The following is a 14,727-nucleotide window of genomic DNA, read 5'->3' on the forward strand; positions in this document are numbered from 1 at the left end:
GGACCAAAAGGAGCTACTGGACAGCAAGGGCCGCAAGGACCTGCGGGACCGCAAGGAGGCATTGGTTTAATTGGGAATGGCACCAATACCACCGTAACCGGAAATGGTACTACGGCAAATCCTTATAAAATCAACACTGCTACAGGAAACATCACAGGTACAGGAATTACTGTAGGGAATGGAAGTGGTGCTGCACTTAAAGGCGTAACACTAAGTATTGCTGATAATGCCATTAACTCTGCAAAAATTCAAAATGAAACAATAGAGTCTGTGGATATCAAGAATGGCACTATCAAAGGGGAAGATATCGCCAATGCTACCATCACTGCTGATAAACTCGCTGCTAATGTCCTCAAAAACATCTATACCCATGATGGAACCATTGCACAAAACAGAAAAGTTACCACAGGAAATAATGCATTAACAATAGAAGGTGCTTCCTATCACCCATTACAAATTAGCACCCATAATAGCAATGGTAACGGCGGATTATCCATCCGTCCTAAAGGAGATAATGATAAAAGAATAGAATTCAACGCCACACCAGAAGGAAACTTAAGACTCTGGGCAGCACGAGATGTTATCTATGCACTCCGCAGCAATGGTAATGTAGGAATTGGAACAAATTCTCCTGTAGACAAATTACAAGTAGCCGGAAATGTTCTTTCAATAGGTGGATTACGCTCTTCTGTAAACGCAGCTGATGGCGTAGGTGGCTATATAGAGCTTATTAATGATGCAAAAACAGGGGCTGTGTTATCCAAAAGATGGCGTATCTATAACATGCAAAGCAAGGGAACAAATAAATATGCGGATGGTTTACATTTTTGGGGATATGCTGAAGATGGTACTAATTTAAGCTCGAAAGCAATACTTACTGATGACGGGAAACTCAACATTGGCTTTGGGTCTTCTGTAAGCTCTAACGCTTCGGCTACACAAAAATTAAATGTAAAGGGAAATGTTTTAATATCTGACCTCGCAGGAGCTGGTGACCGTATAGTCCTTGCTGATGCTAATGGTATCCTTAAAACCGGAAGTGTATCTGCCTCTACCCTCAGTGGTACAGGAAACATCACAGGTACAGGAATTACTGTAGGGAATGGAAATGGTGCTGCACTTAAAAATGTAACACTAAGTATTGCTGACAATGCCATTAACTCTGCAAAAATCCAAAACGGCACGGTAGAATCTGTAGATATTAAAGATGGTACAATTGTAAATGCAGACATTGCCAATAACACTATTACAGGTGGAAAAATTGCCAATGCTACCATCACTGCTGATAAACTCGCTGCTAATGTCCTCAAAAATATCTATAATGCAGATGGCACCTTAACAGGGGTAAGAACATTAAATACAGCAGGTCATACCTTAACGGTAGAGGGAACCTCGGCATCTCCACTTACAGTGAAGTCTAATAGCTGGTATCCATTGGTGGTTAATAGTGCCAATACAACAGGAGGCGGAGGGGTAGCCATTCATCCCAATGATTTTACCAAGCGTGTAGAGTTGAGTACAACGGTAGAAGGAAACTTTAGACTCTGGGCAAATGGGAATAAGCTTTTTGTGGACAGGACCACGGGAAATGTAGGAATAGGAAATGATACACCTAATGCAAAACTCGATGTAGCAGGTGGAGCAAGAATTATAGGTGATGCCGATCACTTACTCAGATTAGAAAGAAAAGGCTCTACAGATTTTACTGATATAGTAAAAAGACCAAATGGCACATTCCTTATCACAAATAACACAGGAAAACAATGGAAAGGAGGAATCGCTATTGATGCAAATGGTAAAGTAGGACTTGGCACAGAAACTCCAACTAGCAAACTAGATGTTGATGGAAACGCAAGGATATTAGGAACTCTTGACATTCACGGAGAAGCAAGAATATTAGGAAACGATTCTCGTTTGCTTAGGTTACAAAGAAGTGGCTTTACAGATTTTACTGATATAGCCAAAAGCCCAGATGGGACACTCCTTATTACAAATAATACAGGGAATCAATGGAAAGGAGGTATCTCCATTAATGCAGGTGGAAATGTAGGTATTGGAACCATTACGCCAACCGCAAAACTCGATGTAGCAGGAAATGTAAAATCTACCGCTCTAGCGGGTACAGGAGATAGAAATGTAGTGGCTTCTGCAGATGGAACGCTAAAAATAGGTGCTCCAAGCACTCCTATCCGCGAAGTAACGGGAGCTACTACCATCACTGTAACCGACAATGGAGGTTTTGTATATGTAAATGCTACCGGTGCAGTCAATGTAACTGTACCATCCACGCTTCCAGCTGGGTTTAGCTGTGTAATTATACAGCAAGGTACTGGTCAAGTAAGATTGGTAGGACAAGGGGTAACCCTGCAGTCTGCCAGAGGTACGAAAACTAGAATCAAATTCTCCGCAGTAGGGATAATTAAAAGAACTGATGCTAATGTAACCATCACAGGAGATGCTATTAATTAAATTACATTAAACTATGAGTAAATTATTGTATATTGCTTCTTTGGGGGGACTATTATGGTCTTCCCAAAGTAAAGCACAGGTAGTGCTAGAAGCACTAGAAGCACCAAATGGAAAATGTTTAGAACGAGTATATGATAAACATTATGGAGATGGAGATCACAATTTTATCTATTGTGCGGTAATGGGACCTAATGGAAAAAAATGGCTCAACCTTAACCTTGGTGCTGAATATGCCAAAGAAAGCTCCCCCCATTTTAACCCAGAAGCCGTACCCACAGACTATAACGACTGGAAAGCATCTGGATCTTTATTCCAATACGGTAGAAAAGCCGATGGACATGAACTGGTTACTTACCAGAAAGGTTCTGAGTATTGGCATGTATCACGCGTGTATCCAATTATTTACACAACAGTAAACTCTATCAATAGCCCTAAAAACTTTGTTGATACATACGATGCATATTGGGCAAATGATATTACTGAATTGGGTGCCCCTTTATCAGCATTATGGCAAGGGGTAAATAACCCTTGCCCCAATGGATATAGAGTGATGAATATTAATGATGTAATGGCATTTGTTCAACAAAATAAATTAGTATTGGAACCCAATTCACATATAAATTATCAATCTATGGCAATTTTAAAAAATTATGATTACCCTAATCTAAATCTATTTACAGGAGTAACTGGCTCAAATATAGATAGAGACTCCCCCGATGATACTGTAACTATCACCTCCTCTTCTGTATCTGAAGGAACATCTGGAATATGGATTCTGTATTCACGAAATGCTCCTTCAGCTTTCAAAAATCAAAATGGATGGACAGGGAGTAATGAAGAGGCTTCCTATTTAGATTTTGGAAAATTCGAATCAGGAGGTACTACATATGAACTATCTTTTGGAAACATTTTTTTTTCTTTTACTGAATCATTTTCCGAAGTAGTTTCCATCCCTTATAACGCGGTGAGATGTGTAGAAAAATGAAAACATTTCTCAGTTAAAACTAAAATTTAAGCGTATCTATCATTCAATCATATTAATTTAAAACCATAGAGATATGAATCAACTTAAAGCGTGGTTAATACCTAATCTTTTAACCGAAAACAAAGCAGACTTCTTGACTATCTCTATACCCTCAGGGAGTATGGACATAAGAGAAATTATCACTGAAATGGTGAAAGAAGGAATGGAGTTACAGCCAGAAACAGGAAAAAATACCATCAAGCGATTCAACAGAAAAACGACTAAGTTTTTAGCGTAAACACGAGACTAGTCCTACTATAAAAAGGAGTGTTTTATGATAAATCATAGGACAAAGCTAAGCATTAGTACCCAAAATAGCACAGGCTCTACTCTCTCAAAGGGACCAAGAACGGATACCCTTGGTGTTAGCATAATCATTGAATAAATAAGATGATAAAATCGTAAGAGCATCCCCTTTGTCTTTATAAAGACAAAGGGGATATTATAATACATATAACGTATCTATTGTGATAAGCAAATACTATCTATTATTTTTTTAAGCATTTTCACTATATGGTATTGATGATGGAACATATATTTATTGCAAATTTATACACTTCTTTAGTAAACTCATAAAATGTGGAGTTAATACAAAAAAATAGAAGGTAAACAGTTCTTGCAAAGGTCTCCAAGATTTACTCCCATTTCCGTCTAAAGAAGATACTGAACAATACAGCCACCAATAGCAGAGCGGGGTAAAAAGAGTAATACATCAGTGTAGGATAATGGATACCTTGTTTGCTAAAACTAATGAGAATAAGTATTTGGGCACCATAAGGCAATACACCTTGCACGATACAGGAAAATATATCTAGCACCGCTGCGGATACCCTAGGGGAAATTCGGTACTCATCACTGATATTTTTAGCGATTTTTCCCGAAATAAGAATCGCTATAGTATTATTTGCCGTAGCCATATCCGTAAGCCCCACCAGCCCTCCTATACCCAATAGGGCAGATTTTTTCCCCCTAATGCCACTCTTCACCTTATGAAGAATATATGAGATACCTCCCGCTTTCTCCACCATGGCTGCCAGTCCGCCTGTAAGCAAAGAAAGTATAAAGATTTCTTGCATATTAGAAAAACCTTCGTACATGCTTTTTCCGAAAGCAAGGAAAGACATATCGGTAAAGATAAAGCCCAAGCCTCCACTTAAAAACAACCCCATAATGAGTACCAAAAATACATTCATCCCCAGCAATGCCCCTATGATGACCGCCACATAAGGCAATGCCAATAAAAGGTTAGGAAGTTCTGAAGAAGCAGAAGCCATCTCCTCTCCTCCCTTATCCGATAGTAGGATGTACAGCACCGCCGTAATGACCGCCGCAGGAAGTGCCAGAAGGAGATTGGTTTTAAACTTATCTTTCATCTTACAGCCCTGAGACTGTGTAGCGGCAATGGTGGTATCAGAAATCATGGAAAGATTATCCCCAAACATCGCTCCCCCGAGCAAAGCGGCTCCCACCAAGTGAATATTGAGTGATGCCTCCTCCACAAAGCCTAATGCCACAGGCCCCAAAGCCACTATAGTACCTACAGATGTTCCCGATGCCAATGATAAAAAACCAGCAAGCATAAAAACCCCTACCGGAATGTATCGTACATCTAGCAGCTGAGTACCAAAATGCACCAGCACATCTACACTGCCTATAGATTTAGAAACCGTGGCAAATGCTCCTGCTAAAAGGTAAATAAGGCACATGCTCAGGATATTCTTATTCCCACAGCCCTCTAAGAAAGTGGTAAGTTTTTGGGAATAAGGAGCAGAAAACATAAAAAACGCCACCATGACACTCATCATAACAGCCACTGGCGAAGGAAGTGCATAAAAATCTCCGTAATACACGCCACTTCCCACAAAAATAAGTACAAAGACCAATAATGGCACAACCGATAAAAAAGATTCTTTTTTCATAAGCAGATGGATTATTTGTTACCCCAAAAACCATGAAAAAAGCGTACTAAAGCGTAGGATAAAAGAAAGATATAGGAATCAACATTTTTTCCAGAAACGGCTTATCATTTTCAGCACCTTGCTTGTTGTTGCAGGTTGCTACCCTTTTTATCAGGATTCTTGATAACGGTACAAAGGTATATATTCTCATGTTAGTACACAAGTGTAAAATAATAAGTAGATTAAAATTTACTTCAGGCATATCTAAAAAGTAGATTGGGCATGATTCGTTTTAAAAAATAATGACATATTATCCTTATTTTTGCCGAAAAATCATTGATTGTGTTTACGCGTTTGCTTTCGTATAATATTTATAGAGAAGTACCAGAGAATGACTGGGTAATCCTCATCATTCTGTCTAGCATATTCGTCTTTGTGTTTTCCTTTTCTTATTTACATAGAGGAGGAACGCTTATTAACTACCTTCGGCAGGAAATGACGGTTTCTGCTAATAACTTCCTGAGCTGGATGATTTCCTCAGCCGTTTTTGCAGTGCTTCTCTCTACACTCATTTCCCAATATATCCCCACGCTACCAGAAGTAATAGAAAAAAATGCCATCGGAGGGTTTACCCTGAACAAATTTGGCTATACCCTAGCAGTACTTACCGCCTATTATCTGTTTAAAACTATTTTCACTTATATTTTTTTCCAAAGTGTAGGGGCGGGGAAATGCTGGCCGAGATTTTATTTCGTAGCAGGAAAGTTTTACCTTATTTATGCACTGGTACTCATGGTAATGTGCGTAGTACACTATTACTTTTCCATAGATACCGTCATTATTTTTCCATACTATGTTTTAGCAGGGCTCATCATCTGGGTAGGAAAAATATTTTACTATATTTTTCAGCATCCTGCCGTACTGCCCAAGGAGTGGTATTATAAAATTTTGTATATTTGCACGCTCCAAATAGCCCCAGTATTGGTGGTCTATAAAAGTTTATTTTAACGGTATGAAAATAAAATCCATTCTTATCTCACAGCCTGCTCCCAATGAGTCTTCTCCGTATTTGGACATCGCTAAAAAAGAAAAAATCAAAATAGATTTCAGGCAATTCATCCAAGTGCAAGGCGTGGACAATAAAGAGCTGAGAACACAGAAAATAGATTTAACACAATATACAGGTATCATCTTTACCAGCAGAAATGCCATAGACCATTATTTCCGCTTGGCAGAAGAATTAAGATTTACTGTGCCAGACTCTATGAGATACATCTGCCAGTCTGAAGCGGTAGCCAACTATCTGCAGAAGCATGTGGTATATAGAAAAAGAAAAATCAGTTTTGGGGAAAAAACTTTTTCAGACCTCGCCCCTCTTCTCAAAAAATATCCGAACGAAAAATACCTCGTCCCTACTTCTGATGTGATGAGTCCTGATATCCCTGCCACTTTGGATAAATCTGGTGTAGACTGGACGCGTGCCATTATGTATAAAACGGTTTCTGCAGACCTTTCGGATGTGAAAATTAATGACTATGACATGCTAGTATTCTTCTCTCCTCAAGGTATCAAATCTCTGGGGGTAAACTTCGAGGATTTCCAGCAAAAAGATATTAAAATAGGGGTCTTCGGGAATACTACTAAACAGGCTGCCGAAGATGCAGGACTGAGAGTAGACCTCATGGCACCTACCAAAGAAACGCCTAGTATGACTATGGCAATAGAAAAATTCATTCAAGAACAAAAATAGTATAAACCATCGTGTGATACATTGCCATCTTATCCTAAGGAAAAGATGGCTTTTTTTAACATAAAAAACCCAAGATGAAAGCACCTACGGCTAAAAAAATACCTACCGAACTCATCATACATAATGACCTTAGAATAGACCCATACTACTGGCTCCGAGAAAGAGAAAACCCTGAAGTCATTCATTATTTAGAAGCAGAAAATGCATATGTGGATGCCATGATGAAAGATACCGAACCTCTCCAAGAGGAACTCTTCCAAGAAATGAAGGCAAGGTATAAAAAAGATGATGAAAGTTTACCCTATTTTTTTAATGACTATTGGTACATCGTTCGGTATGAAAAGGGAAAAGAATATCCTATTTTTACCAGAAAAAAAACTAAACTAGAAAACCCCGAGGAAATCATTTTAGATGTAAATCTCCTTGCTGAAGGAAAAGACTTCTGCGAAGTTTCTAGCGTCTCCATCAGTCCGAATAATCTCTTGGCTGCCTATTCTGAAGATAGCTTAGGACGGAGAATCTATGAAATCAGAATTAAAAACCTAGAAAATGGACAACTACTAGAAGACATCATCCCAAATACTACAGGGAAAATAGTGTGGGGAAACGATAACCAATCTTTCCTATACATAAAAAAAGATGAAAACCTTAGAGCCTATCAGGTATGGAAGCATACACTGGGACAGGAGGAGGATGTTTTGATTTACCATGAAAAAGACGAAGCCTTTGATGTACATATCTCAAAATCAAAATCATTAGAATACATTTTCATTTCGAGTAGCAGTACCATTTCTGATGAGCATAGATTTATTTCTGCCGATGACTTATCAGGGGAATGGACGGTCATTCAGCCCAGAGAAGAAGATTTAGAGTACGCTGTGGAGCATTATGGTGAGTATTTTTATATCCTTGCCAATACGGATGATGCCTATAATTTTAAAATGGTAAAAACCAAAGTAACTACCCCCTCTAAAGAATACTGGGAAGAGATTATTCCTCATAGAGCACATGTACTTTTAGAAGGTTTTGAGATTTTCAAAAACTATTTGGTCATAGAAGAAAGAGAGCAAGGACTATTACAAATCTGCATCATAGATAATCAAACCAACGAAAAACATTATCTCCCTTTCCAAGACCCTACCTATACTTCCTACATCGGGACGAATTTAGAGTTTGATACCGAGCTTTTAAGGTATGGCTATACATCACTCACCCACCCGAATTCCACCATGGAATACAATATGCGAACAAGGGAAAACAAAATACTAAAAACCATGCCTGTTTTGGAAGAAGGTTTTTCACCTGAAAATTTAGTTTCTAAGAGGCTTTGGGCAAAATCTAGAGATGGGGAAACCATGATTCCTATTTCTGTAGTACACCATAAAAATACGAAACTCACAGAAAATACGCCACTGCTACTTTACGGCTATGGAAGCTATGGACATACTGTAGATGCTGCTTTTTCTAATGTTCGGTTATCCCTGCTCAATCGTGGTTTTGTATATGCCATTGCACACATTCGTGGAGGAGAATACTTAGGAAGAGAATGGTACGAAGAGGGAAAAATGCTCCTAAAAAAGAATACTTTTTTTGACTTTATAGACGCTGCCCAGTATTTAATTCATGAAAAAATGACTTCATCTAATAAGCTCTACGCCATGGGAGGAAGTGCCGGAGGACTACTCATAGGGGCGGTGGTCAACTATGAGCCAGAACTCTTTCATGGAGTCATTGCTCAGGTACCTTTCGTGGATGTGGTTACTACAATGCTAGATGAGAGTATCCCACTTACCACTGGAGAGTATGACGAATGGGGAAATCCTAACGAGGAAGAATATTATCACTATATGAAGTCCTATTCACCATATGATAATGTAGAACGCAAAGCATATCCTCACATGCTCATTACCACTGGTTTTCATGACTCACAGGTACAATACTGGGAACCTGCTAAGTGGGTAGCGAAACTTCGTGAGCTGAAAACCGATGACCACCTTTTACTTTTCAAAACCGATATGACATCTGGGCACGGTGGGGCTTCTGGAAGATTTGAAAGCCTAAAAGAAGATGCCTTAGAGTATGCTTTCTTAATTCGATTGGCTGGAAATGAATCTTGTACAATGTATAATGATTTTAGAAGTGAGAAGTGAGAAATTGGAAGTGAGAATTTATACAATGAATTTTGTACAATGTATAAAGTACTAAGTATAATGATTTTAGAAGTGAAAGGGTAGAAATATTAGAAGACCAATCGCTAAAAGCCCAAAACCCACTGCCTCCTGCCTCCCGCCTATAGAGTTAATTATTTTTGTTTAATCAATTTATTCAATTCATGCAACCAACAGAATCTCAGCTTTGGCAAAAAATAGAAGATTTCTTTTTTGAACAATTTGAAATAGAAAAAAATGCACCCATAGAAACTTACCTCTTCATGATAGGTGTTCAAGAATTAGGGAGTGGTATGCAAAAGTATTCCAAAGATGACAAGGTAAACCTTATCCACATTGCGGTATGCAGGCTTTTAGAGCCTTTTGGCTATTATCAATTTTCGCATTATGACGAAGAAGGCTACCCTCATTTTAAAGAATTAGAACCCCTACCAGAACTTAAGCCCAATGAACAAACGCTGCTCATGAGAAAAGCAATTATTCAGTATTTTATAGATGAAAGCATTATACAACTTTAACCCTATTTTAACATTTCTTACTGAAAAATTGTGAAGCATTCTGTCTTACATTTGTGAGCATGATTACAAGGCTACTTTTTATGCTAATGTTTACTACATCATGGTTCCTCTCTGGTCAAAATTTCGGAGGCCTCATTGTGGTAGAAGATAAAGAGACTGCTTATCTTAACCAAATTTTCGTTACCAACCTGAATCGGCACAAAACCGTATTAGCAGACCCTACGGGAAAATTTACCATCCCTGTACAGATCGGTGATGTAGTGCGTTTTACCTCCATTGTTACAGAAAGAAAAGACATAAAAATCACTGAAAAACATCTTATAGAACAGAATAATATAGTACCATTATCACTATATTATTATAATATAGGTGATGTTTTCATAAAGCCTTTCAAACCTACCAAGAATATCCAAAAAGATGTACTTGCTCTCAAAGTAAAAGATAAGATATCCCCTATAAAAAGAGCCGTAGGACTTCCAGAACCCAAGATAGACCCTGAAACGGCTTTGGCAGGAGATGCCCCCGCCGCATTTACTGGAGGAGGACTCACCCTCAATATTGAAGCCATCTATGACATCATTAGCGGAGAAAAAAAGAAGAAACAAAGGCTGAGAAAATACAATATCATGCAAAATGGTCTGAATGAGGTAAAACAATATTTCGGAACGGCATATTTTAAAACAATGGGCATCCCCGAACATCTGATAGACAATTTTTTACAATTCGTGTACAGTTCTGAAAACATTCAGGGGTATATAGAGCAAAAAAATTATGAGGTTTTAAAAATTCCCATGGACAAGTACCTGCCTATTTACCAAAATCGGTTAAAAAATTCTAAACTACTGGATATGCAACTCCATTAATCATTAAAATAGACCGCTTCAAATGTTGGAGCGGTCTATTTTGAGAACCAATTAATTATAAAATATTAAGATTATAACTTTAAATCTCCGTTTACAGCTCTTACGGCATCTGCAGCTTCGTTAAATTTAGCTTGTTCTGCCTCTGTTAATGGCACGGTAACTATTTTCTCCACCCCTTTTGCTCCGATGATGGCTGGAACACCAAGACAGATGTCTGACTGCCCGTACTCGCCTTCTAATAACAATGAGCAAGGAATCATTTTCTTTTGATCACAAGCAATAGCATGAACAATAGTAGAAACCGCTGCTCCTGGAGCGTACCATGCAGAAGTACCAAGAAGTTTAGTTAATGTAGCACCCCCTACTTTTGTTTCTTCAATCACAAAGTTCTGCTGCTCTTCGCTTAAAAACTCTGTTACTGGAACTCCATTTCTTGTTGCTTTGCTCAAAAGCGGAAGCATTCCTGTATCTGAGTGTGCTGCGATAACCATTCCATCTACATCAGAAATAGGAGCCTCAAGTGCTTCTGCCAATCTGTATTTAAAACGAGCCGAATCTAAAGCACCTCCCATACCGATGATTCTTTCCTTTGGTAATCCCGATGTTTTGTGAACAAGATATGCCATGGTATCCATTGGGTTAGACACTACAATGATAATAACATTAGGAGAATACTTCACTAGGTTTGCGGTAACCTCCTTCACAATACCCGCATTGATACCGATAAGCTCTTCTCTAGTCATTCCTGGTTTTCTAGGAATCCCTGAAGTAATTACTGCTACATCAGACCCAGCCGTTTTGCTATAATCTCCTGTAGTTCCTGTGATTTTGGTATCAAAACCATTAAGCGAAGCGGTTTGCATCAAGTCCATGGCTTTCCCCTCTGCGAAACCTTCTTTAATATCTACTAAAACAACTTCTGAAGCGAAGTTTTTCATTGCGATGTATTCAGCACAACTTGCACCTACTGCACCAGCACCCACTACGGTAACTTTCATATTTTTTTATTTTATTAAATTATCTGATTTTCAATTATTTTCCAAGTTTAAACGCGTGTATATCACGCTATATCTTCCAACTTTACGAACTCAAAAGTACGAAATATAAAATAGCTATACAAAATTTTATTCCTTTTTATGACTGTAGAAATAAGAATACATAAATTTAAGGGAATTAAATTGATAAACATGACTTTTATGCCCACACAAAAACACTCATTATCATAGTTTTGTAATATTATATTTTCACATCACTACTTACTGTTTATATTCAGATTCAAAAAAAATCATATATTTGCGATAGCACATGAATAAATTCATGTAAGCCATATTAATAATAACTTAACTTTTTAATTTTATCTTATTATAGAAAAGAGTAATTTTACTTTCGGCAATGTTAGTGAGTACACTTTCGTTTGCTTCGGTGTCGTCCAATGGAGTAGTTGTTTCTACTAAATTTTCGTCAATGGCTGATAATGGTGGTTGTACAACTACGACTACTACAACAACTACAACTACGATAACTGATGGTTCATCAACTACAACAACTACGACTACAACAACCACAACTTGTAAATAAATCATAAGTTGTACAAGTAAGACAGGAATTTATACCTCCTGTTTTTCCATTTCGGTATATTATAAAAAAACATCATGAAAAAAGCACTTACACTTATCCTATTAATTTATTTTTCTGTAGCTTACGCTCAAACCTATCGGTATTTTTATGAATGTTCCATTAAGAAAAATGGAAATTATCGTGAATATCAATTAGTATTAGATATCAACGATGAGGAAGTAAAATTCTATGATTATAAATTTTTAGAAACCGATTCGCTCAATCTGAAAAATAAACATAATAACCAAAAATTTAGAGTTAATTCTCTCACAGAACAAGTTTTAAAGAGAAAAAGAAATAGCCACGAAAATTCTACTTTCTTTACTAACAGCCAAGGTGATTATTTTATGGTGGTGTATAAAGACCCTATTTCTTGGAAGCTCCTTCCAGAACACAAAAAAGTAGAAGGACATACGCTGCAAAAAGCCACTACCCAATTCGGAGGGAGACAATGGGAAGCGTGGTTTTCACCGAATATCCCTTTCCATGAAGGACCTTATAAATTCTCAGGATTGCCAGGTCTTATCTTTGAGATAAAAGATGATAAGGAGGATTTTATTTACAAACTAGTAAAAAGCACCCACATTCCCACTACCTATGATACTCATGATTTTATAGAAACTTACTATGGGCAAAACCCGATTACCATCACGCATAAACAAAAAATTAAGGTAAAATTAGACGACTTCGGAGACCCTGTCCGTAATTTGGTAAAAATTTTTAAAGATGGAGGGAAAATCAATATCAATGGACAGGAAATTACCGCAATAGAGCAATTAGAACAACGCAAAAAAACAATGCAAGAGGACATCATCAAATCTTATGTTCCTATAGAACTCGATAAGGCAATTCCGTATTCTTTGAAAAAATAATTGAAAGCGTCTATCTAAAAAATTCTCAAATTTTCTTTTTTATCCACCCTCTATAAAATTACCTTTTTTGAGTTGAATGTTCTGATAAGAAAGTCGGAAAAACTTTTTTATTCTACAATAAAATGAGTTACCGTAATACAGTAGCCTATTTTAATTTTCAGCAATTTTGAGACCACTATTTCATGTTACTCTTCCTTATTAAAGTACAGTCGGTAATATTTTCCTTTTTCATCTTCTCCTGTTTCTATCATTTTTCTATCGCCATGAATGTAGATATGGAAGTTTTTATCTAGTTTAATAACACTCTTAAAATGTCTTTGGTTTTTCTTTACTGCCGAAGTATTAATAGGGAAATTTTCAGCAATGGACATCTGCATATCTTGCTCATAATCTGCTTTAAAATTAGCAAAGCTCTCTATTACATCATCATCTTGGAGTACTTCTCTACTAAAATCATCAAAATCAAATTCTTCTTTTTCCTTGAAAAAATTAATAGAACGATTCATGAATTCGGCTTGGTCTATTTTGCTTACCTCAAACTCTGTAGGTAGCTGTTTCTGAATATAATCCTTATACACAGAAAGCGTCTCTTGGGTATGGAAATACTCGTTCGTTCGGAGCTGCACTTTTAGAAAGTCTTCAAACCAATAGTATTCATCCCCATTCTTATTATTGTCCACTACAGAAAGTGCATAGCCCGTATCAGAATGGATATTATAAATCATCGCTGCCTTATCCACTTTAGAGAGTGAGATGCCATAGTCTTTTTCTACATTATAATTATCTTCTACATCTTTTATTTTGAGGAAAGGAAGCTTATTTTCAGTTTTAAAGATTCCTATTTTATCAATGCTTTCTCCATTCGTTTCTTCGCCCACAAAATAACAAACGAAAAGTTCACCGCTCTGCACTCTGGTATTCTCCACGCAATCAAATAACTGCTGTGCTATTTTCTCTGTTCCATGAATAAAATCATCTGGATTTTCAAAAATTTCCTTTACCGCAGCATAAACGGGATTCTGCTCTAAATAACCATCACTGTAAAACTGAAATTGTTCTTCGGATTTAAATGCTTTGAGGAAAAAATCCATCAGCTGTTCCTTCATATCTTCCTCTAAATCAAGCAACTCATTAGAGATAAAAAGCTGCTCTTGATTAATTTTATTTCCTACTTTATGAACGATGATTTTAGATAACATATTGACTGAATTAAAAAAATAAAAGATTTAAAAACATTAAAAGATAATATCTTCCATTGAGAGGTTATTCATTTTTCTTTTATACCTCAAAAATATCATTGGTGTGCATTTTTAGACTAGGGAAGATAACACTGAAAAACTCTTTATCAACGATAGGGTTTAGAGTAGTGTACTTCCCATTTTCCAAAACATTCATAAGAACACTCTCTTGGTTAGGGTCTATTATCCAATATTCCCTTACTCCTGCCTCCTCATAAAGTTCAAACTTGTATTTCATCTCTCGCTTTGAGTTACCAGGGGAAAGTATCTCTATGATTAAATCCGGAGCACCTATACAACCTTTTTCGTC

At 37.2% G+C, this 14,727-nt stretch carries 13 protein-coding genes, 1 pseudogene and 1 riboswitch; of the genes and pseudogenes, 9 read left to right on the top strand and 5 right to left on the bottom strand.

The annotated features are described in order from the left end of the window. From HMPREF9699_RS10700 to HMPREF9699_RS10895, 3 genes and pseudogenes are all read left to right on the top strand, one after another. Positions 1 to 2,469: pseudogene (locus HMPREF9699_RS10700) on the top strand (hypothetical protein); the annotation flags it as partial. Positions 2,470 to 2,482: 13 nt separating this feature from the next. Further along, positions 2,483 to 3,454 (top strand): hypothetical protein, encoded by a 972-nt coding sequence (locus tag HMPREF9699_RS00230; RefSeq protein ID WP_002661381.1) that lies wholly within the window; start codon positions 2,483 to 2,485, stop codon positions 3,452 to 3,454. 73 nt (positions 3,455 to 3,527) lie between these two features. Beyond that, positions 3,528 to 3,731 (top strand): DNA-binding domain-containing protein, encoded by a 204-nt coding sequence (locus tag HMPREF9699_RS10895; protein WP_002661383.1) that lies wholly within the window; start codon positions 3,528 to 3,530, stop codon positions 3,729 to 3,731. Positions 3,732 to 4,128: 397 nt separating this feature from the next. Here the strand turns inward: HMPREF9699_RS10895 and HMPREF9699_RS00235 are convergent, their stop codons facing one another. Beyond that, positions 4,129 to 5,412 carry a Na+/H+ antiporter NhaC family protein gene (locus HMPREF9699_RS00235; protein WP_002661385.1) on the bottom strand — a complete coding sequence of 428 codons (1,284 nt, stop codon included), beginning with the start codon at positions 5,410 to 5,412 and terminating at the stop codon, positions 4,129 to 4,131. Between the two features lie 74 nt (positions 5,413 to 5,486). Further along, positions 5,487 to 5,583, bottom strand: a riboswitch (SAM-I-IV-variant riboswitch). Between the two features lie 150 nt (positions 5,584 to 5,733). Here HMPREF9699_RS00235 and HMPREF9699_RS00240 point away from each other — a divergent pair. The 5 genes from HMPREF9699_RS00240 to HMPREF9699_RS00260 all read left to right on the top strand — a co-directional run bounded on the left by HMPREF9699_RS00240 (position 5,734) and on the right by HMPREF9699_RS00260 (position 10,690). Then, the gene (locus HMPREF9699_RS00240) at positions 5,734 to 6,399 is read left to right on the top strand and encodes a DUF4271 domain-containing protein (protein ID WP_002661386.1); all 666 of its coding nucleotides are present in this window, start codon (positions 5,734 to 5,736) and stop codon (positions 6,397 to 6,399) included. A gap of 4 nt (positions 6,400 to 6,403) precedes the next feature. Continuing rightward, positions 6,404 to 7,141, top strand: coding sequence for a uroporphyrinogen-III synthase (locus tag HMPREF9699_RS00245; protein WP_002661388.1), 738 nt, complete (start codon positions 6,404 to 6,406; stop codon positions 7,139 to 7,141). A 74-nt stretch (positions 7,142 to 7,215) separates the two neighbouring features. Then, positions 7,216 to 9,291: a S9 family peptidase gene (locus HMPREF9699_RS00250; RefSeq protein ID WP_002661390.1), complete on the top strand. Its 2,076-nt coding sequence runs from the start codon at positions 7,216 to 7,218 to the stop codon at positions 9,289 to 9,291. 182 nt (positions 9,292 to 9,473) lie between these two features. Next, the gene (locus HMPREF9699_RS00255) at positions 9,474 to 9,827 is read left to right on the top strand and encodes a hypothetical protein (protein ID WP_002661393.1); all 354 of its coding nucleotides are present in this window, start codon (positions 9,474 to 9,476) and stop codon (positions 9,825 to 9,827) included. A gap of 86 nt (positions 9,828 to 9,913) precedes the next feature. Then, on the top strand, positions 9,914 to 10,690 hold the full coding sequence (locus HMPREF9699_RS00260; RefSeq protein WP_245946120.1) for a hypothetical protein: 777 nt from the start codon (positions 9,914 to 9,916) through the stop codon (positions 10,688 to 10,690). 71 nt (positions 10,691 to 10,761) lie between these two features. On the opposite strand, the gene HMPREF9699_RS00265 is transcribed toward HMPREF9699_RS00260, so the two are convergent. Next, positions 10,762 to 11,688, bottom strand: a complete 927-nt coding sequence (locus tag HMPREF9699_RS00265) for a malate dehydrogenase (protein ID WP_002661396.1) — start codon at positions 11,686 to 11,688, stop codon at positions 10,762 to 10,764. A 342-nt stretch (positions 11,689 to 12,030) separates the two neighbouring features. Beyond that, positions 12,031 to 12,273, bottom strand: a complete 243-nt coding sequence (locus HMPREF9699_RS11360; protein WP_002661397.1) for a hypothetical protein — start codon at positions 12,271 to 12,273, stop codon at positions 12,031 to 12,033. Between the two features lie 69 nt (positions 12,274 to 12,342). On the opposite strand from HMPREF9699_RS11360, the gene HMPREF9699_RS00275 reads away from it, so the two are divergent. Beyond that, positions 12,343 to 13,179 (top strand): GLPGLI family protein, encoded by an 837-nt coding sequence (locus HMPREF9699_RS00275; RefSeq protein ID WP_002661399.1) that lies wholly within the window; start codon positions 12,343 to 12,345, stop codon positions 13,177 to 13,179. 185 nt (positions 13,180 to 13,364) lie between these two features. Here HMPREF9699_RS00275 and HMPREF9699_RS00280 read toward each other — a convergent pair whose 3' ends face one another. Both HMPREF9699_RS00280 and HMPREF9699_RS00285 read right to left on the bottom strand, forming a co-directional pair. Then, complete coding sequence (locus HMPREF9699_RS00280; RefSeq protein WP_002661401.1) at positions 13,365 to 14,378, bottom strand: nucleoid-associated protein; 1,014 nt, start codon at positions 14,376 to 14,378, stop codon at positions 13,365 to 13,367. A 79-nt stretch (positions 14,379 to 14,457) separates the two neighbouring features. Then, positions 14,458 to 14,727, bottom strand: a 270-nt coding sequence (locus HMPREF9699_RS00285; RefSeq protein ID WP_002661402.1) for a Uma2 family endonuclease, incomplete at its 5' end; no start/stop codon positions are given.

The organism is Bergeyella zoohelcum ATCC 43767 (assembly GCF_000301075.1).
Lineage (GTDB): Bacteria > Bacteroidota > Bacteroidia > Flavobacteriales > Weeksellaceae > Bergeyella > Bergeyella zoohelcum.